Annotated in this window: 13 protein-coding genes and 1 pseudogene; 5 read left to right on the top strand and 9 right to left on the bottom strand. The window is 39.6% G+C overall.

Features of this window, described 5'->3' with window-relative positions:
* Positions 1 to 502 precede the first annotated feature (502 nt).
* Positions 503 to 1,186, bottom strand: coding sequence for a queuosine precursor transporter (locus AC6ER8_RS00775; protein ID WP_497078528.1), 684 nt, complete (start codon positions 1,184 to 1,186; stop codon positions 503 to 505).
* A gap of 124 nt (positions 1,187 to 1,310) precedes the next feature.
* Positions 1,311 to 1,628 (bottom strand): 50S ribosomal protein L28, encoded by a 318-nt coding sequence (gene rpmB / locus AC6ER8_RS00770; protein WP_497078526.1) that lies wholly within the window; start codon positions 1,626 to 1,628, stop codon positions 1,311 to 1,313.
* Positions 1,629 to 1,927: 299 nt separating this feature from the next.
* Here rpmB and AC6ER8_RS00765 point away from each other — a divergent pair, with 299 nt between their 5' ends.
* The 3 genes from AC6ER8_RS00765 (at position 1,928) to AC6ER8_RS00755 (ending at position 5,872) form a co-directional block, all read left to right on the top strand.
* Positions 1,928 to 2,719, top strand: a complete 792-nt coding sequence (locus AC6ER8_RS00765) for an SURF1 family protein (protein WP_497078524.1) — start codon at positions 1,928 to 1,930, stop codon at positions 2,717 to 2,719.
* Between the two features lie 1,144 nt (positions 2,720 to 3,863).
* Complete coding sequence (gene purH, locus AC6ER8_RS00760) at positions 3,864 to 5,483, top strand: bifunctional phosphoribosylaminoimidazolecarboxamide formyltransferase/IMP cyclohydrolase (protein WP_497078522.1); 1,620 nt, start codon at positions 3,864 to 3,866, stop codon at positions 5,481 to 5,483.
* A gap of 236 nt (positions 5,484 to 5,719) precedes the next feature.
* Positions 5,720 to 5,872, top strand: a complete 153-nt coding sequence (locus AC6ER8_RS00755; protein WP_497075028.1) for a DUF1127 domain-containing protein — start codon at positions 5,720 to 5,722, stop codon at positions 5,870 to 5,872.
* Positions 5,873 to 6,897: 1,025 nt separating this feature from the next.
* On the opposite strand, the gene AC6ER8_RS00750 is transcribed toward AC6ER8_RS00755, so the two are convergent.
* The 3 genes from AC6ER8_RS00750 to htpX form a co-directional block, all read right to left on the bottom strand.
* Positions 6,898 to 8,610: a heparinase II/III family protein gene (locus AC6ER8_RS00750; protein WP_497078520.1), complete on the bottom strand. Its 1,713-nt coding sequence runs from the start codon at positions 8,608 to 8,610 to the stop codon at positions 6,898 to 6,900.
* A gap of 64 nt (positions 8,611 to 8,674) precedes the next feature.
* Entirely contained in the window at positions 8,675 to 10,039 is a 1,365-nt protein-coding gene (locus tag AC6ER8_RS00745; RefSeq protein ID WP_497078518.1) for an RsmB/NOP family class I SAM-dependent RNA methyltransferase, read from the bottom strand.
* 59 nt (positions 10,040 to 10,098) lie between these two features.
* A complete protein-coding gene (gene htpX, locus AC6ER8_RS00740; protein ID WP_497078516.1) occupies positions 10,099 to 11,145 on the bottom strand; it encodes a zinc metalloprotease HtpX in 1,047 nt (348 codons plus the stop codon).
* A gap of 83 nt (positions 11,146 to 11,228) precedes the next feature.
* Here htpX and AC6ER8_RS00735 point away from each other — a divergent pair, with 83 nt between their 5' ends.
* Positions 11,229 to 11,444 carry a DUF1674 domain-containing protein gene (locus AC6ER8_RS00735; RefSeq protein WP_497078514.1) on the top strand — a complete coding sequence of 72 codons (216 nt, stop codon included), beginning with the start codon at positions 11,229 to 11,231 and terminating at the stop codon, positions 11,442 to 11,444.
* A gap of 143 nt (positions 11,445 to 11,587) precedes the next feature.
* On the opposite strand, the gene rpsP is transcribed toward AC6ER8_RS00735, so the two are convergent.
* The 4 genes from rpsP to AC6ER8_RS00715 form a co-directional block, all read right to left on the bottom strand.
* Complete coding sequence (rpsP, locus tag AC6ER8_RS00730; RefSeq protein WP_497078512.1) at positions 11,588 to 11,974, bottom strand: 30S ribosomal protein S16; 387 nt, start codon at positions 11,972 to 11,974, stop codon at positions 11,588 to 11,590.
* A gap of 16 nt (positions 11,975 to 11,990) precedes the next feature.
* Positions 11,991 to 12,320, bottom strand: a complete 330-nt coding sequence (locus AC6ER8_RS00725) for a chorismate mutase (RefSeq protein WP_497079695.1) — start codon at positions 12,318 to 12,320, stop codon at positions 11,991 to 11,993.
* A 24-nt stretch (positions 12,321 to 12,344) separates the two neighbouring features.
* The gene (gene ffh / locus AC6ER8_RS00720; protein WP_497078510.1) at positions 12,345 to 13,925 is read right to left on the bottom strand and encodes a signal recognition particle protein; all 1,581 of its coding nucleotides are present in this window, start codon (positions 13,923 to 13,925) and stop codon (positions 12,345 to 12,347) included.
* 243 nt (positions 13,926 to 14,168) lie between these two features.
* The gene (locus AC6ER8_RS00715) at positions 14,169 to 14,825 is read right to left on the bottom strand and encodes a carbonic anhydrase (RefSeq protein ID WP_497078508.1); all 657 of its coding nucleotides are present in this window, start codon (positions 14,823 to 14,825) and stop codon (positions 14,169 to 14,171) included.
* Between the two features lie 279 nt (positions 14,826 to 15,104).
* Here AC6ER8_RS00715 and AC6ER8_RS00710 point away from each other — a divergent pair.
* A pseudogene (locus AC6ER8_RS00710) lies at positions 15,105 to 19,807 on the top strand (NAD-glutamate dehydrogenase).
* Positions 19,808 to 20,334: the final 527 nt, after the last annotated feature.

Genomic DNA, 20,334 nt, shown 5'->3' with positions numbered 1-20,334 from the left:
AAGATAAATTCTCCTTGCTTTATCCTTTATATGTCTAAAGAATATCTTCTTCTCTCTAAGCTCTGCTCAACAATCAACCATTCTCTCACTTAAACATGGCTCTAAAATACTGTTCTAATAGAGAAATATAATGCATAGGCTTTCGCCTTCAGTAGAACGAAAAAATAAAAACTGTATTTATTATATACAAAAGAAAAAGCATTCTATGAACGATATAAAGAAGCTTTTTAAAATCCTAAAAACTATTTCATAACAGGACTCATAAATGAGTGCGTAACATCAATCCTTTACAAGCAACAAGCTAACAGTAGAATCTTAATCCTCAAGCTCCCAATATGTCAAAATAAATGACTTTATTTCGCCATCACAAAAGAATGTTGAAATAAAAAAATGATCGCGGTGCTCTCCCTTAAGCCGTCAAGCGCTAAACTATCTAAATCAACGCGCTATCGCATGATAATACCACAGTTAAAGTTTCAAGAAAACAAAAAGGCAAAGATGATCATTTGTTACAAATAACAGAAGAATCACCCTTTGAATGACTGTAATAAAGAGGAAGTTTTACAATGTTAAGAATTGTTCCATAAGGAATTAACATCAACAAGCTCATAATAATTTTTACGGAAAAATCACCAAAAGCAAGCGAGAGCCAAACTGGGATCTCTAACCCCGCCACAACAGTACTCTCCATCAATGAACTATCAGCATACCCCGTTAGCTTATCAAGAATGGCAAAAGAGCTCGAAAAAGCAAGAGAAAAAAACAGCACCGTATCTAATGCTGAACCTACCAACGCTGCTGCTAAAGGTGCTTTCCACCATGTTTTCCGTCGCAAAGGCGTAAAAACAACAATATCAAGAAGTTGACCGAACAAAAATGCCAAACTAGAAGCAAGTGCAAGCCGCGGTGTTGCCAATATCCAAGAAACCAAAACACCGGCAAAAAACCCAGCATAAACGACACGCCGCGCAGAAGATGGACCATAAAAACGATTGGTCAAATCATTAATGAGAAAGGCAAATGGATAAGTAAAAGCCCCATAGGTCAAAAGCTCATTCAAACCAAACCAATAGACGGGATACTGAACCAAAATGTTGGAAGCTGTGACCGCAAGACACATGGCTAAAATAGAAAAAATAATATATTTTCTCTTTTGCCGTTCTAATAAAAGACCGCTTGAAGACATTTTTTTAACCTGGGGTATGGAACCAATAAAATAATAGAGCGATCAAAGATGAGAGAACTACATGCCTCTAGGATGAAGAACCGTGATTAACGCATCAATCCACCAAAGATAATAACCTTAAAAATCACGCTGCTTGTTCAGCCTTTTGCTCACTTTCTTGCTCAGCTTTTTTCTTAATGATTTGGCGTTTTAGCAAACGTGCACGTTGTGACAATTCTTTATCGTCTGCTTTGACCAAAAAACCATCAAGACCACCACGGTGTTCAACAGAACGCAATGCACTTGCGGAAATGCGCAAGCGATAACTTTGCTGTAACACTTCTGAAATCAATGTCACATTGCAAAGATTTGGTAAAAAACGACGTCGAGTCTTATTATTCGCATGGCTAACATTATTGCCATACAGAACTGCTTTCCCTGTCAATTCACATGCACGAGACATAAACTTCACCTTTAAACTCTAAGAAACTTTCACATCCCTTATACCCAAAGAAGAGAATGAATGCAAAGCAGGCATAATACAACCTCAAATGGATATCATTGGGAAGTTTCTTGTTAATAGAGGGTCGATAACAAAAGGTCAAGTCTTTTATAAAACCTTTTTTATCTTCTTGCTGACTTAAGCCTGCATTTTTTTCGGCAATAAGGCGTATAAATTCCACCAAAAACGTACAAAATGCTTTTTTAAAAGGTATACCGTGTTAAAATAAAAGCTTATTGTCCTGAAAGGAAGCATACATCATGAGCAAACAAAAGCCCCCTATGATAAAGCGTCAGGAAAAGTCTTGCCATTTTTCTTCTCTTTTGTTTGGAACTTTATGCATTTGTTTTTTTCTTCTCTTCAGTGCATTAGGCATATGGCAAGTACAACGGTTAAACTGGAAAACAAATCTTATCACAACTGTCAATCAACGCGTTCATTTGCCCCCCATAAAAGCCCCCGAAAAAAATCAATGGGCTGATATTACTTTTGAAAAAAATGAATATCAACCTGTTGTTATCGAAGGAAAATTTTTAAAAAATAAAAATATTTTGGTCACAACCGCTGCTCAAAACACGACGGGCTACTGGGTTTTGACTCCCTTACAAACCGCTGACAACACATTGACCTTTATCAACCGCGGCTTTATCCCCATGGATGAACGTAACAATTTTCAAAACTCACAGTCATCGCATACAAATACCTCATCTCAACAAGATTCTAGCACAAACACAGAACAAACAACAATCATCGGTTTACTACGCATGAGTGAAAAAAATGGATTTTTTCCACGCAAAAATAATCCTGACAAGAATGTGTGGTATACTCGTGATCTTCCTGCCATGGCCCAAAAACTAGGACTGTCCACGGTTGCCCCTTATTTTATTGATGCCAGACAAACATCTCCACAAGCAAACCTTCCCATCACAGGTCTTACAATGATCCATTTTCGCAATAATCATCTTGTTTACGCAATTACCTGGTTTATTTTAGCTGCTGGTGTATTAGGTGCTTTTCTTTTTCTGCTACAGCAAAAAAAACTAAAAAAATAACAAGAAAATATCCATCCCCAAAAGGGTTATTACACAACAAGAGTGTCATTAAACAATTTGGATTTTAAAAACATACATTTCACAATAGGGCCGATATTAACACTGTCATATTTATTGATATATTGAGCGTTTACACATCACAATTTTTTTAAAGAAACCATCGTTTTATTTATAATAATAATCTTATTATTTTATAATTTAAAATAAGACCTCAAATACCCTTAAGACTCTTTCACTTCAAATATTCTTGCTGAAATTAGCAAAATCATTCTCGCCTCCCCCACAAGCAAAGAGAATCGTACAAAATAAAGTTATTGAAAATAAGAAGCAGCCATCTCAAATGCCAAATCTTGTTAAAGCAAAAGTTCTGAAAATATTGAAAACTGATAAAGACAAAGAGGCGTTCCAACTCACACTTTTAATGACGGATCATGGGTCTACAATGGATCTATTATACCATTCGGATTTACATGATACTCTTCACAAGACCACCATAAAATGGAAGTTACTTCATTGAAAAGTGTTTTTTTAATAAACACGCGTGAATTCGCACTATCATAGCGCTTTATTCTGCATAAAAAGCCTCACCTCCTTAAAAAGGTAACACACAAAAATGTGAGCCCATGTGTCATTTCCACTCTTTAAAAAACATTCTATTAAAAACGCTGCCATAAATGCTTAAAAAATTAAACATGGCAGGAAAAATGAACCCGTATTTTTCCCCTTACAATTTCATATTCTTGCCAATGATTTCCCCGTATCTAAAGATAACTCAAAATCTAAAGATAACTCAAACGGGTATATGCGATATTCTTGCCTTCATCTCACATACAAAAGCGAATCCAACAGAGAACGTATGAAGGCGTTTGGTATTTCAAACCTACTATGAAGGTAAGATATTGAGTTATCAGTAACAAGAAAATATTTCAATGTGTCAATGAAACCTCTATACCAATCACAACACCTCTAATGACGACATTTTACAGTATAAGAAAAAAGGCAAGTCATCGTATATTTTAACGAGTCACCGTATATTTTAAAAAGACAGTTTATCCTTTCGATATATTTTGCTAAAGGCTTGTGCTATAAATGTCTAAGCTTGTTTTGCTGAAATTTTAACTCTTTCATTTTTAAGGCTTCTGTTATGGGTGTTGTTGCCAAAAATTTTCCCGTACCTGATCTTCATCAGGTTCGTCGTGTTCTTCTTTCTGTGTCTGATAAAACGGGGGTAGTTGAATTTGCACAAGCCCTTCATGCAATTTACAATGTTGAATTGATTTCAACAGGAGGAACAGCCAAAACCCTCATAGCTGCTGGTTTACCTGTAAAAGATGTTGCTGAAGTTACTGGATTTCCTGAAATCATGGATGGACGTGTAAAAACACTCCATCCTTTGATTCATGGAGCTTTGTTAGGGGTCAGAGAAGATCCCAACCATAGGGAAGCTATGGAAAAAAACAGCATTCATGGTATTGATCTCTTGGTGGTGAATCTTTACCCCTTTGAAGAAACACTCCAATCAGGGGCTGACCCAAAAACGATTCTTGAAAATATTGATATCGGTGGACCAGCAATGATTCGCGCTGCAGCCAAAAATTATGCTTATACCGGTGTTGTAACAGCGATAAATGACTATGATTCGATTCTAAAGGAATTAAAACAGCATAATGGGTGTTTAAGCTTATCCATGCGCCATCAGTTAGCAATGCGCGCATATACACACACCGCTGCTTATGACACAGCAATAGCAGCGTGGTTTGCACAAGATTTAAAAATTGAAACACCATCATGGCAGAGTTTTTCTGGTCATCTTGAAAGTGTCATGCGCTATGGAGAAAACCCACATCAACAGGCAGCATTTTATCGCAATAATGAAAAACGTTTTGGCATTGCAACAGCCACACTTTTACAAGGTAAAGCACTCTCTTATAACAATTTGAATGATACAGATGCAGCCTTTGAGCTTGTGGCAGAATTTGATCCGCAAAAAACGGCTGCTGTTGCTCTTATTAAACATGCCAATCCTTGTGGAGTTGCAGAAGGAAAAACTTTGAAAGAAGCTTATTTGAAAGCTCTTATGTGTGATAATGTATCGGCATTTGGTGGAATTGTTGCTTTAAATCAAACCCTTGATGAAGAATGTGCGGAAGAGATTGTTAAAATTTTCACGGAAGTGATTATTGCTCCTGATGCGACAATGGCAGCCCGTGAAATTATTTCTAAGAAAAAGAATCTTCGTTTGCTCATTACAGGTGGCGTTCCTAATCCACGGTGTGGAGGACTTCTTGCGAAAACACTTGCAGGAGGCATTTTAGTGCAATCACGTGATAATGTGGTGGTTGATGATCTGAAATTGCAAGTGGTAACCAAGCGCGCCCCCACTCAAGATGAAATGCGTGATCTTCAATTTGCTTTTCGTGTAGCAAAACATGTTAAATCAAATGCAATTGTATACGCGAAAAATAGTGCAACAGTTGGGATTGGTGCTGGACAAATGAGCCGCATCGACTCAGCAAAAATTGCTGCAAGTAAAGCCGCAGAAAGTGCAAGGAGAGCAGGCTTAACAGAAACGCTTACAAAAGGATCCGTGGTTGCATCCGATGCATTTTTTCCTTTTGCAGATGGTTTATTAGCAGCAGCTGAAGCCGGTGCAACAGCCGTCATTCAACCAGGAGGTTCCATGCGGGATGAAGAAGTTATCACTGCGGCTGATGAACAGGGATTAGCAATGGTTTTTACAGGAATACGACATTTCCGTCATTAACATCATTGGAATAATTGCCTCTTTATATAAAAATATTTCAAGGTATTTCTCATCAATCGTATGTTGATTGATAACCATTGAAATAAGAGCCGTTATTCAATCCAGAGAATCTACGTGTTACATGGAAAAGAGAATGTGTATAGATGCATAGCTATTATGACATTATAGCACAACTCTTTTTAGTAATATGTTCTATCCTATTTAGAGAGTGTAATTATAGAGTTTGAGTAAAGGATATGAATATTCTACGTTCTTACAGTAATTGGCGTCGTTATCGTCGAACCGTTAATGCGTTGAGTCGCCTTTCAACATATGAACTCAGTGATCTTGGCATTTGTCGAGGTGATATTGATTCAATTGCACGGCGTTATTCGCGTAAATCTTCCTAAAAGTTTTTTTGAAATATTTGAGAAAATGCTTTGCCATGAAAAAAGGAGCATTTGGCGGTTTGTTGTCATGACTTTATTATCAGTCTAACTTCATTTTTAGTATAATACCAATAATACCAAAAAGCAGAAGTTTCCTTCTTGACCGCTTATAATGTTGTTTCGTGAATTCTCAATGATTGATAAGAGATAACTTTTTGGATTTATAATGGATAGCTTTTGGTTGAGCAAGATATTTAGAGTTTCCTGCATTCAATGAGAAGCTCTCATACAGGGTAGTCTTTTGCTATTTCAAATGGGTTTATATATCAATAAAAGCCATGTCTTTTGCTCACCACAAGAAAAACTGACTTGTGAGAAAAAATAAGAATATTTTTTTGAGTATTATCAATCACTTAAGAACATCGTACAACATTGGATAATGGAAGAATGCATGACAGGAGCAGCGTGCATTTTTACTAAGCATAAAAATGGCAGCGCGTATGTGCAACATTATCGTGTATGTGCAAAATTCTATTGTCAGATGATGTTTCCTTTTATACTCTCTCACTAAAGATTATTCATAGAATGCCATCGAATTGCTATTGACGTGCTTTTTTAAAAAAAGCATCTCTCAAGGCTCCGAAGCTTATTTCACAACCGCGTCTAATAATATAGCGATAAAGCCCCCATGAAATAATATAAAATCTATTGGGGTCCCCTATCTTTACGCCTTAGAAAAAAGCAAGCTAACACTATCGTTATATTTTCCAACTTATCAAGTATTCTACAGCCCTTGGAGCTCTTGAAAAGGTTTATGAGAGGTCTTTTTATCGTACAGCTTTTACCCACATGGGCCCACCCACTTATGAAATACAAACAAATGATTTTGGTTACTTCTATATAGGATAGATTTGAAATGAAAAATCTTACGATATTCAGCTCTTTAACCAAAATTGAATAGCGGTAATTTATTATTATAAATCAATATATTACCAAGGATAATAAAACGCAATATATAAACTATAAATCGGAACAATGTTCTGATTTTATGCTTTACGGATAAAACGCCAGCGAACTTTTTCTTGAAATGCAGGACGAAAATATAAAACAATCTGTTGTGTCCGTTGTGGGCCTGCTAATTCTGCAAAATCAATCGAATCTTCAAGACAAATATCCGCATCAGGTGATATAAAATGCCATACTTGCTCACTCTTCACGTCCCCATTCTTGACCGCTAAACACACACGCTCACCATCATAGTTAACTTCAACTTCTGGATGAAGATGAAACCGAACAGCAACATGATTTTGCTCACTTTGCACACTCTTATGTCTCTTTTCCCCTTTATTGGGCATAAAAAAGCGATCATAACCTTCGATCATATCTCCGTTTGTCGCTAAAATAAGACCACGCTCATGAATAAGATTAAAGGAGCGCACATAACCATTATGGCTCGCAATAAAGCCTGTTTTCTCTGAATCCTCTATACGTCGCACTTGAACATCGCTGGGCCCATCAAACAAAAAGGACGTGCCATTTTTCTTTTTTTTGTAAAAAACACCCACCGAACAATCATTAAGTGTCGCTGTTGAATGTGCTGCCGTAACACGCCCTAAATGTCGATAATCTTCCCGCCCATCAGGATTAACACCGGTATTGATAATAAAACGATGTCCTTGTGAAGACATTTCAAAAGACAAACACCCCGAACAAGCCTGCTGTGCGAAAAAGCGTGGTGGGAACTTTCCTGTATCAGCAAGCACTGTTGTTTGATTGGCTTTTAAGCGCTGAAATCCTGAATAACGCGCATAACTAAAAGGCTGCCCATCTGTTTCATCAAGTGCCAAAAGGGTTGATAATCGTTCCGACACAAGAGGACCAACCCCATTAAAATGCGCCAACGTTTGATCCTCATGGATAAAGAATCGTAAAGCGGGTAACATACGCTCAACAGAATCAATCAAAATACGCGGTGCTGTTTCATTACTCCGCATAAAAAGATGACGCAAAGACAATAAATCTGATAATAAGTTCAACAAGATGATAGGACTACGAGAAATATGCCCACCATCAACCAAGATTTGACGCGAAAGCTCTTCTATGAGCGTGGCTTGTACCTTTTTTTTCACGTCCGCAGAAACAGGCAAAGCAAGAGATGCAAACGTCAAGGCTGTTGCTGCTTGTAAACGTTTATCATCATGCTCCATACTGCAAATTGTTACGCGCAAATAACGAAATTGCAAACCAAGTGCCCGTAAAAAGCGTTTTTCAAACCGCTCACTTGCCCCTTCTAACAACATTTTTGAGTGACAAATCCACGAAATCAAACGCCGCGCCACAACAGGACCACTCCAAGCAAGCCCTTTTACCTTTTTTCCAGCATGGTCAAGCCAATCTTCTAAAAGAGAACGCGCATGCGCCGCAGCTAAATCGCTTTCTGCTGCTTCCATATGGCGCAACCAATGAAAGTCATGCAGAGCCGCTTCCCATTCCAGGGTCGGCGAAACCAACGAAAAGGGTGAAACAGCACCCGTATGAACAATATGACCAGCAAAAGCAAAACGACCATGATAAAATTCATGCGCCATCACCGGATCAGCCACATGCAAATCAATGGGATGCGCCAAAATTTTATGAGGACGAAACCCTGAAAATCGCCAACGAAATAATGGCCCAACCCATAAACGCCGCATAACATGCTGTAGTGTATCGACACAGGCTGCCATTCTTACCTGAGGAGCTTTTACCGCAACCGCCAAAATTCCATCTCCATTTACGCTGAATCAGATACAATTTCGACCATTTTTGTAAATGAAGCGTTAATTAAGAAATTTTTCGTAAGCGCGCTGCAAAAAAACCATCCATTCCTAAAAATGCGGTTTTCTCAGCATCAAAATCTTTATGACAAAAATCTGCCGGCGTTGTGCGCAACATTCCCTCACAAAGCAAATGTGCCAATGCTCCCATTTCTTCTGGATAAATGGGATCTAAAACAATATCATTGCGTGTCGATAAAATTTTTTCAATAAGATCTTCACCTTCTTCTCTTGCCAATGAACAATTGGAAAAAACAATCCATCCCCCCTTCTTTACCAAGGCAATTGCTGCGATAAGCAAATCATATTGCAACGCTGCTAACTTGACGACATCATCTCTCGATTTCGTCCATAAAATATCCGGATGACGACGGATCGTTCCTGTAGAAGAACAAGGAGCATCAAGAAGAACGGCATCAAAAAGCTGTGTGGGATGGAAATTTCTCACATCTCCCTGCCAAATGTTAACAGAAAAATGAAGTCGCTCCATATTTTCTTTTAAACGCTTGATACGGTTAGCAGAAAGGTCAATAGCTGTCACCTCTGCCCCCTGCAAAGCCAATTGAGCTGTTTTTCCCCCAGGGCTCGCACAAAGATCAGCAACATTTTTGCCCTGAAGCTCTCCTAATAAATAAGCAGGCAACGCTGCAGCAAAATCTTGAACCCACCAAGCCCCTTCATGATAGCCTGGTAAATCAGAAACAGAACACGCCAAGCGGTTTAATCGAACAGAACCATTGGGCAACACCACACCGCCAAGCCTCTCAGCCCATCCAACACGATCGGATTTTACTGTCAAATCGAGCGGAGGCTCCACACTTTGAATTTCTATAATCTGATGTGCCTTTTCTATTCCATAAGCTGACACTAAAAGCTGCCCAAACCACGCTGGCACACCTTCAATTGTCGCAATCTGTTGGCGCAAAGGCTCCGCCTCCCGTGCAACATTGCGCAAAAGAGCATTCACAACCCCTGAAAAACGACGCATACGAGGATCAAATTTTGCCACGCGCACAGCTAAATCAATAGCGGCATGATCAGGAATATCAAGATAAAGAATTTGCGTCACACTGATATGCAGAAGATGCTGAAGTGAAAGTGCTTGTGAAGGCAAAGGACGCACCAAAAAGCGTGAAAGAGCCGCTGTAATCTGTCCCCGATGACGCAATGACGTTGTCAAAATAGCTCGACACAATAAACGATCTCGTTGTGAAAGCTTTAAATATTGTGGGTGTCCGTGTTCATTATCCGTCAAACCAGAAAGAGGCGTGTGCTTATCAACCACCGCTCCCAAAAGACGCACACACACCTGCCGAACCGCTAATCCTGGAACATCTTTTTCAGACACATGCTCCGCTTTTTTGTGTTTCAAAATAATACCTTTATGTCACTGCTTCCTCAAAAGATCTCTCAGAAATCTCCTAAAAAACTCTATGAACGAGATTTTTTTGAATCTTCATAACGAAGCCAAGAAGGACGTTTTGTAGCGCGCTGAAAAGCACTGCTTTCTTGCTTACCTGATCTATAAACCTGACCACTACGAAAATCTTCATCGTTCATTCCGTTGTTTTTTTCATATCTACTGCCTTCTTTATTCCATCCTCCACTTTTGGCAAGAGCCCCTTTCATCTCTTCTGCTTGCCGATAAAGAGCCGCAATACGATTTGCTGTTGCTGGATGTGTTGAAAAAAGACTATCTGCTCCCTCACCGCTCAAAGGATTGATAATAAACAAATGCGCGGTTGCAGGATTATGTTCTGCTTCTTCATTGTAAACCCCATGCCCCCCATCAGCAATTTTACGCAATGCCGAAGCCAACCATAAAGGATTACCGCATATTTCAGCTCCTCGGCGATCCGCAGCATATTCACGCGTACGGCTAATCGCCATTTGCACAAGCATTGCCGCAAAAGGCGCTACGAGCAGTGCAATAAACCCTCCAATTGCTCCCGCACCATGAGAATCTTCTGAAGAGTGGCGCTGTCCCCCCATAAAAAAAGCAAAATTACCAAGCATTGAAATTGCCCCAGCAATCGTTGCTGTTAGAGTCATGGTTAAGGTATCACGATGCTCAATATGAGCAAGCTCATGTGCCATAACGCCAGCAATTTCCTCAGCACTTAACCGCTCTAACAAGCCGCGACTGGCAGCAACAGCGGCATTTTGCGGATTACGTCCCGTTGCAAAAGCATTGGGCTGCGCGCTCTCAATCACATAAACCTTTGGTTGAGGAAGAGAAGCTTTTTTAGCTAAATCGCTTACAATCTTATAATAAACCGGTGCTGAATGCTGATCAACTTCACGCGCCCCGTACATGCGTAAAACGATTTTATCTGAATTCCAATAAGAAAAAAAGTTTAAACCACTTGCCATCACAAGAGCAATGACCATGCCACCGCCCCCTCCAACAAGATAACCAACCCCCATAAAGAGAGCCGTTAAAAAAGCCAAAAGCATGGCTGTACGCATTATGTTCATTACTCAAAAAACTCCATGATAAAATACTATCGATACTATATGATGGGGTTTTCTTTCTGCTTCTTCAATGGAATAGGTGTAAAATGAATAAAAAAGATGAAAAAATAAGCTCCAAAAATGCAACCGCCGTTAAACAGCAATCTCTTTCTCCGGCCGCACAACGCGCCCTTAAAGAAGCTGAAGAAAGACGAAAAAGCGAAGCAGAAAAAGAACAACCTTTGGAAAACGGTGGACGCGGCGGCAAAGACCCTTCCCGCTATGGAGACTGGGAAATTAAAGGCCGCGCCATTGATTTTTAAAGCCATAGATTTCTATCATTAGACTTTAAAAAAACCAACGGTGTTTTAAACAAATACCCTTTTAAAGAAGATCCGTTTTTGCTGATCAAAAACGGATAATATCTCTTCCTCTAAAGTTTTTAAAAACGCATTAATTGAAACAATTATGCTTCTTGTGCTGGAGCAGATTCTGCTTCAGCTGCCGCAGCAGCTGCGTCTTCTGCTGCTTGCTTTGCAGCCGCTATACGTTCTTGTGCTTTTTTGCCCGGTTCACCTTTATGGGGATTATTGCGAACTGGACGCTTTTTTAAGCCAGCGGCATCTAAAAACCGTAAAACACGATCTGTTGGTTGAGCCCCTTGCCCAAGCCAATATTGGATACGTTCTTCACTAAGTTTCACCCTCGGTCCATCTTTAGGCAACATTGGATCCCATGCACCAACACGTTCAAGAAATCGCCCATCGCGCGGACTACGAACATCTGCAACGACGATATGATAGTAAGGACGTTTTTTTGAACCTCCACGGGACAAACGAATTTTCAATGCCATATTTTATCTCCTATTATCAGCTCTGGCTTTCGTTTAAATTGACTTTTTTTGTTTTTTGCTCTTCCGCAATAACTTCATGATGACGCATAACTTCTTCAATAATAAACTTTAAAAATCTCTCAGCAAAATCAGGATCAAGATGACTGTCCATAGCCAATTGCCGCAAACGCGCAATCTGATATTGCTCACGCAGAGGATCTGCCTTAGGTAGATCATAACGCGCTTTTAAACGCCCCACAGCTTTCGTACAACGAAAACGCTCTGCTAAAATATGAATCAAGGCTGCATCAAAATTATCAATAGATGCTCGTAAATGCGCTAATTCATCTAATACTGTTTCCTGCATCATACTTCCTTCCCTCTTTTCATCCTATTTCTTTTTAGGATGCTGAGGAAATTTTCCCCTATCGACAATGCCATTGGAAAGATCAGGACCATTGGAAAGACCAGGAAGTGTAGGTCTACGTCCTGGGAGTCCAGGCAAAATCTTCCCTCCATTCCCACTTTCAATCTGCTTTTGAAGTGTTGAAAGCTGTTTTGGATCCAATCCCGATAAATCAGGCATAGCTTGAGAATCTGCACCTCCCATACCTCCAAAACCTATTTTGGAACCAAGTCCCCCGAACATTTTTCCCATCAAACCGCTTTTTCCTTTACCCCCCATGGCTTTCATCATATCAGCCATTTGGCGATACATCTTCAAAAGTTTATTAATATCAGCAGCCGTTGTTCCAGACCCTTTAGCGATTCTTTGTTTACGGCTATGTTTTAAAAGTTCTGGATGTGCACGCTCTTGTGGTGTCATGGATGAAATAATAGCCAATTGACGATTAAACAAACGATCATCAAGCCCTGCCGCCGCAATCTGCTCTTTAACCTTGCCCAACCCTGGCAACATCCCCATAATACCGCCCATTCCGCCCAATTTTTTCATTTTTTGCAACTGTTCTGCAAGATCATTCAAATCAAATTTTCCGGCCTGCATTTTTTTTGCAAAAGCAGCAGCTTTCTCATGATCCATTGTTTCAGCAGCTTTTTCAACCAAAGAAACAATATCCCCCATTCCGAGAATACGATCAGCAATACGACTGGGATGAAACTCTTCTAAAGCATCTATTTTTTCACCCGTTCCAATTGCTTTAATGGGCTTACCTGTCACAGCACGCATGGAAAGAGCAGCACCCCCACGCCCATCACTATCCATCCGTGTTAAAATAATTCCTGTAATCCCTACACGCTCATCGAAAGAACGCGCAAGATGAACAGCATCTTGCCCCGTCAAGCTATCAGCCACCAACATAATCTCATGAGGCAAGGAACAGACTTTAACTTCAGTCAATTCAAGCATCAACGCTTCATCAATATGATTACGTCCTGCAGTATCAAGAAGAAGGACATCATACCCCCCCAATTTAGCAGCTTGCACCGCACGTGATGCAATATCAACGGGTGATTGTCCCGCAATAATAGGCAAACTTGCAAGTTTTGCTTGTTCTCCCAATTGGCGCAATTGCTCCTGTGCAGCAGGACGACGTGTATCTAATGACGCCATGAGAACTTTTTTATTGTGCTTATCAGTAAAACGTTTTGCCAACTTTGCTGTTGTGGTTGTTTTTCCGGAACCTTGCAAACCAACCATCATGATAACAACGGGCGCAGGTGCATTCAAATCACTTAGAACCGTTTCATTTCCAAGAATATGAACCAATTCGTCATGAACAATTTTAACCACCATTTGGCCTGGTTTAATTGATTTAACAATTTCAGCCCCAACAGCTTTTTCCCGGACCCTATCGGTAAAAGAACGGACAACATCAAGAGCAACATCGGCTTCTAATAAAGCACGCCGAATTTCACGCAACGCTTCTGCAACATCCTGATCCGACAAAGCACCACGCCCCGTCAAATGAGACAGGATAGAACCAAGTCGCTCTTGTAAGGATTCAAACATTATTTACCTCATTGTTGCCGAACAAAGTTGCATAACGAACAAACCAAAACAGCATCCGAGAACGCACCGCGCCGTCGGATGTTGACCTCTGAGATCTCTTCATACCCTTAAAGTGGGGTCTCAGTCGGTGGCTCCAAGTTAATTTTGTCACTGAAAGCTTGCTCCTTCAAACAATAAAACCCCAACTTTGTCAAGTTTTATCATAAAATATCTTTTTATACGAAGAAATAAAAACTGCAAATACTACACTTCAACACTTTCAACTTCAACACACATAAAACACCCTGTTTCCTGTTCCATACGCCATAATTTACCGCTAGAGATATCAAACCAAACCCCGTGCAATGTTAAAATACCTTGATCTTTGCGGAACTTTATCCACGGGAACGTCTCTAAGTTTTTCAACGAATGGCGAATAGAAAGTTGCTCTAAAGCTGTTTGTTTTTCTGGCCAAGAGAGCGACTTATTGTTCAAAACGATTTCTGCGGCTGGCGCTAAAAGACTGATCCATCGACCAATAAAATCATTGGACGATAAAGACTTACATGTCTCCTTAAGAGCCGTACGCACACCGCCACAATGCGCATGACCAAAAACAACAATATGTTTCACCTCAAGCAATTGCACAGCATATTCAAGAGCTGCTGATGTTGCATGATATTGATCATCAGGAGAAAAAGGAGGAACCACATTTGCCACATTGCGCAGAGTAAAAATTTCCCCTGGCTTAGCATCAAAAATCATTTCTGGAACTGCACGCGAATCACAACAAGCAATAACCAAAACCTCAGGTTTCTGCCCCTCTAGTGCCAATTGTTGATACTGTGCTGTTTTATATGAAAAATGATTGTTTATAAAATTTTGGTAACCACTTAAAAGTCTTTCTGGTAAACGGGTCATTCTCTCTTTACTTCTACTTCTCTCTTTATTTTTATTTTATATATTTTAAAAAATAAACTATTAACAGACAAAAATACTAAAAATGCCCGTTCATTGACGCAAAATATTTCTTTAAAGTACAAATTTTACTAACTAAAGAGTAAAACAAAACGCATTCTTTCTGCATAAAGAGCTATTTTCTCTAGGAAGAAAGTGTTACAGTGCAAAAAAATATAATGGTCTGCTTTTTATAGAGAAGAGAAGATAAAGACCTCTAAGAGCAAAAAAGGGAGAGCAAATGTGTTACAACAAAAAACAATAGCAACAAAAAATACCCCAAATAAAATAGAACAAATCCTTTTTGCTCAAACCGACAAAGAAGATATTGCTTATTACGAAACTCAAGAACTTCAAAAAGCCGCAGCTATTGCCGTAAAAGCTTTTAATCTCCATCAGGCAGGAAAAAATACCATCTGCTTTGAGCAAAATTTAACCCGGAATCATAAACCTATAACCGTTATCACACTTGTCAATGACAACAAGCCCTTCCTTCTTGATTCTATTTTAAATATCTTCAATCAACATAAAAACCGTATTTATTTGATTGCGCACCCCATTCTTGATTGTCCTTCTGGAAAACGCATTAGTCTGATGCAAATTCACATCGAGTCATTAGACAAACAGCAGATACAAAAACTCGAAAATGAGCTCACCCTCGTTCTTGAACAGGTTAATGCTGCTGTACAAGACTGGAAACCCATGCTTGAAGAAGTTGAAAAGCATATCCATGCCTATCAAACAAGCCTTCCCCCACACTACAAAGGAGAAGGCGAAAAAGCTATTGAATTTCTTCACTGGCTCATGGACGACAATTTCATCTTCCTTGGTCTGCGCACTTACAACTTCATCAAAAATCAAAAGCCCCTAAAGTCCTTTACAGCCAGTAACATTGAACTTGGTATACTCACAGATGCTTCTATTCATATTGTCGATGATGAAAGTATGAGAGAACCTCCTCAAGAAGTTTTATCCTTTATGGAAAGCGATAATTTATTTATCGTGACAAAGGCCAATAGCCGCTCTAAAATTCACCGTTCCGTTTGGCTCGACTATATAGGTCTTAAAATCTTTGATAAAGAAGACCAACTGTGTGGAGAATTACGCATTGTAGGGCTTTTTACCTCCTCAGCCTATACACGCTCTATTTTGCAAATTCCTTTCTTAAAAGAAAAAGCCCAAACTATCATTCAACGTCTTGGACATAATCACGCTGATTATTCCGGAAAAGCACTCATCAGTGTTTTAGAAACCTATCCAAGAGATGAAATGTTTCGCTCTGATGTTGATACCCTAACAGAAAACATTAAACTGATTCTACAATTAGATGAGCGTCCCCGTTTACGCGTTCTTGCCCACACTGATTCTTTTGGGCGCTTTGTTTCTCTCCTTGTCTATGTTCCGCGTGATCAATACAGCAGTAGCCTGCGTGAAAAAGTTGGCGAATATTTTGTTGAGCTCTATAAAGGCGACTTTTTTGAATCGTATCCGCTATTTTTGGAAAGTACCCTGATACGTGTCTATTATATTATCCATCGCAAAGGAAGTGAAACTGTTCCACTTCACGAACGTGCTACCCTTGAACAACATGTCCGTTCGATTGCACGAAGTTGGGAAGATAGTGTTCAAGCCATCGCTCTTACTCAAAAAACAACAGAACCACAAACCCGTCTAGCCAGTGAATTTCCCAACAGCTATCGTGATTTATTTTCAGCAGAAGACGCCATTAAAGATGCTGGGCATATTCTAAGCCTTCATGATGAAAAGCCCCTTTTCGTAACCTTTTACCACGCACAAAACAAAGACAAACAGAATATTTCTCTTCGGCTTTTTCACCGCCATCAAGCCCTTGCTCTTTCCAAACGTGTACCACTGCTTGAAAATATGGGATTTCGCGTTATTGCGGAACAAACCCTTGAATTACCCGATGGCAACGGACAATCTGTGTATCTTCATGATATGCAACTAGAAAGTTCTTTCCAACTCTATATCGATTTCGAAAAAGACGGTCAAAAGCTTGCCGAAACTTTTGAAGCCATTTGGGCACAAAATGCTGATAATGACGCCTTTAATGCCCTCACTCAAACAGCTGAGCTTAATTGGCATGAAATTGTTATTTTACGCCATTACGGGCGCTATCTCCAACAAGCTGGAATTCCTTATTCGCAAGACCGCGTTGCCCAAACTTTAAATACTTATCCTGACATTACCCAAGATCTTTATGCTTTATTCCATTTAAAATTTCATCAAAGCCATACCGAAAAAGAACGGGAAAAAAACCGACAAGTTATTCAAAAGCGCATTGAAGAAAAATTACGGAAAGTATCTGGTTTAGATGATGATCTCATCTTACGCCGTTATTGTAACCTTATCGATGCAAGTTTACGAACAAATGCCTTTACGCCTCTTGGCGATGGAAGTCCGCGGCGTATTTTAGCCACCAAATTAAACCCGCGCCAAATTGAAGGTTTGCCAGAACCACGCCCTTATCGAGAAATTTTTGTTTATGGACCAGAAGTTGAAGGGGTCCATTTGCGTTTTGGACCTATCGCTCGTGGTGGGATTCGTTGGTCTGACCGCGCATTGGATTATCGCACCGAAATTCTTAGCTTGGTGAAAGCCCAACAAGTTAAAAATGCAGTTATCGTTCCTGCAGGTGCAAAAGGTGGATTCTATCCCCATCGCCTTCCTCAAACAAGTGACCGTGCTATCATCATAGAAGCAGCACGACAAGCTTATACAGACTTTATCACGGCTTTGCTCTCCATTACAGACAATCTGGTTAACGGCAAAATAAGTGCACCCCATGATGTCATCTGTCATGATGACCCTGACCCCTATTTTGTTGTCGCAGCAGACAAAGGGACAGCAACCTTTTCTGATACAGCCAACGCCATCAGCCAAGAAAATCATTTTTGGCTCGATGATGCTTTTGCCTCTGGAGGCTCAGCAGGTTATGACCACAAAGCCATTGGTATTACAGCCAAAGGTGCATGGGAAGCTGTCAAAAGACATTTTCGAGAAACATTTGATCACGATATTCAAACAACACCCTTCACCTGTGTCGGTGTTGGCGATATGTCTGGTGATGTCTTTGGCAACGGAATGCTCCTTTCCAAACAAACAAAATTGATTGCCGCTTTTGATCACCGCGATATCTTTATTGATCCAGATCCAAATACAGAGGAAAGCTACGCAGAGCGTATGCGTCTTTTTAAACTTCCTCGCTCCAGCTGGCAAGACTACGATAAAAGTAAATTATCAAAGGGCGGTGGTATCTTCTCACGAAAAGAGAAAACGATTACTCTCTCACCTGAAGCAGCACAAGCTATTGGTTTCGAAAAACAAACAGGAACACCCTTTGAAATTATCTCTGCACTTCTCAAAGCCCCTGTGGATCTTTTATGGTTTGGTGGCATTGGTACTTATATCCGCGCAGCAACAGAAAGCGATGCCCAAGTAGGTGATCGTGCAAATGATGCAATACGGATTACCGGAGAACAGGTGCGTGCAAAAATTATTGGCGAAGGAGCGAATCTTGGTGTTACACAACGTGGACGAATTGAATATGTTTCAAATGGTGGCCGATGCAATACCGATGCCATTGACAATTCTGCCGGTGTGAATTGTTCTGATATTGAAGTTAATCTCAAAATTGTTCTTGCATCAGCACTGCGTGCGAAAACACTCACCCGCGAAGAACGCAATAAACTCTTGAAAAAAATGACGCCTCAAGTCGAACAGCTCGTCTTACGCAACAATTATCTACAGCCCCTTGCTCTTTCTTTAGCGGAAAACCAAAGTACTGCTGATTTGCCTTATCAAATACGCTTTATGCATGATTTAGAACAAAAAAAGCTTCTCGATCGCAGAGTTGAAATGCTTCCTAATGAGCAAGTTTTACGACAAAGAACAACCCAAGGCAAAGGTCTTCTGCGTCCAGAACTCGCCGTTATTTTTGCCTATGCTAAATTAACGCTCAAAGAAGAAATTGCCAATAGCCCCATTGTTGATGATCACTATTTCAATACAGCCTTGCTGAACTACTTTCCAACCCAAATTCAAGAAAATTTTGAGAAGGAAGTCATTCATCATCAATTGCGTCGTAATATTATCGCAACACTGATTGCCAATGATATTGTCAATCGTGGAGGAGCTACTTTTGTTAATCGATTACACGATGCAACAGAACAAAAGGTTGAAAATATTATTCGCGTTTTCATTGCCATCCGTGATGGTTTTGAAATTTCTGGGTTGTCTGACCAAATTGATAAGCTTGACAATAAAATACCCGGTCTTGTTCAAAACAAACTCTACGCAGCTATAACCCCTATGCTCTTTGAAGCAACCAATTGGGGTCTGCACAACATGGATCTCTCACGTCCATTAGAAGAAATTGTAAAAACAATAAAGCAAGCCCGTAGTGTGATTGAAAAAGAGCTTATGCATTCTCACAACAATGATATTAAGCAAAAAATTGAAGAAAAAACACGACACTATAACGAAGAAGGAGCACCAAAAACATTAGCCAAGCAATTAGCTCTCTTGGAGGCTGCTCCAACAATCTGTGATATTTCTTTAATTGCCAAAAAAAGCAACAGTGATCTTATTAAAACCGCAGAGATCTATTTTTCACTGGCGCAAATTATTCGTATAAACCGTATTAACGAAGCAAGTCGTATCATTCCTGTGGTAGATTATTATGACAGTATGGCTTTAAGCCAAGCTAAAAAAAGTATTTCCGAAAGCTTACGGCAAATCGTCATTAAAATTCTCAAAAGTTATGGAAAAAAGAGAACCCTTTTGCCACTTGGAAAAAAACAGAAGAAGATCATATTCACAATGTCACAAACCGTATTAGTGCCCTTATTGAAAATGATCTCAACATTTCTCGTTTTACTTTTGCAGCAGGATTAATTTCTCAGCTTCAAAATACTGGCTTTTAGACTTAAAATACATACGAAATACCCCCGCAAAACTCCCGTTCTATCCCACCAGAAAAAAACTGCCAAGATAGAACGGAAGTTTTCGTTTTTTAGATAGAGCACAAAAAATCAAAATCCCACGACTCATCACAACGGAATTGTTGGCAACAATTTCAAAACAACAACAAAATTGATTCCCTAACGTAAAAACATCAACTTTCAGATTTAAAAGCAGAGCAAAATAGCAAAGCTTTTATCGCTGTTCTATCCATCCATGATCAATGTAATCTGACTGTAGATTTTATACCAAGCAGGATTGAAGGAAAATACGTCATAATTTATTGTTTTTATCGACTATTTTTTATCATTAATGCATATTTTGTAAAAATTGATTTTAACATCTGAGACTCGAAAAAATGCAGAGAGTGCCAAAAATCAAAATTGAGTAGTAAAAAATGGGTTATGAACTTTGAAAGATTTTTACAGTTAAAAATAAAATGAATTGGTACAAAACTTAAATCAAAATCTGCTAGCAAACTAAAATCAAC

This window comes from Bartonella sp. SL320 (assembly GCF_059687635.1).
This window is presented reverse-complemented; position numbering and strand designations above follow the sequence as displayed.

Excerpts from the sequence above, each read along its gene's own strand:
- AC6ER8_RS00775 (WP_497078528.1), bottom strand. The coding sequence starts at position 1,186 with ATGTCTTCAAGCGGTCTTTTATTAGAACGGCAAAAGAGAAAATATATT.
- AC6ER8_RS00735 (WP_497078514.1), top strand. The coding sequence starts at position 11,229 with ATGAATAAAAAAGATGAAAAAATAAGCTCCAAAAATGCAACCGCCGTT.
- AC6ER8_RS00715 (WP_497078508.1), bottom strand. The coding sequence starts at position 14,825 with ATGACCCGTTTACCAGAAAGACTTTTAAGTGGTTACCAAAATTTTATA.
- AC6ER8_RS00755 (WP_497075028.1), top strand. The coding sequence starts at position 5,720 with ATGAATATTCTACGTTCTTACAGTAATTGGCGTCGTTATCGTCGAACC.
- purH (WP_497078522.1), top strand. The coding sequence starts at position 3,864 with ATGGGTGTTGTTGCCAAAAATTTTCCCGTACCTGATCTTCATCAGGTT.
- ffh (WP_497078510.1), bottom strand. The coding sequence starts at position 13,925 with ATGTTTGAATCCTTACAAGAGCGACTTGGTTCTATCCTGTCTCATTTG.
- htpX (WP_497078516.1), bottom strand. The coding sequence starts at position 11,145 with ATGAACATAATGCGTACAGCCATGCTTTTGGCTTTTTTAACGGCTCTC.
- rpmB (WP_497078526.1), bottom strand. The coding sequence starts at position 1,628 with ATGTCTCGTGCATGTGAATTGACAGGGAAAGCAGTTCTGTATGGCAAT.
- rpsP (WP_497078512.1), bottom strand. The coding sequence starts at position 11,974 with ATGGCATTGAAAATTCGTTTGTCCCGTGGAGGTTCAAAAAAACGTCCT.
- AC6ER8_RS00765 (WP_497078524.1), top strand. The coding sequence starts at position 1,928 with ATGAGCAAACAAAAGCCCCCTATGATAAAGCGTCAGGAAAAGTCTTGC.
- AC6ER8_RS00725 (WP_497079695.1), bottom strand. The coding sequence starts at position 12,320 with ATGCAGGAAACAGTATTAGATGAATTAGCGCATTTACGAGCATCTATT.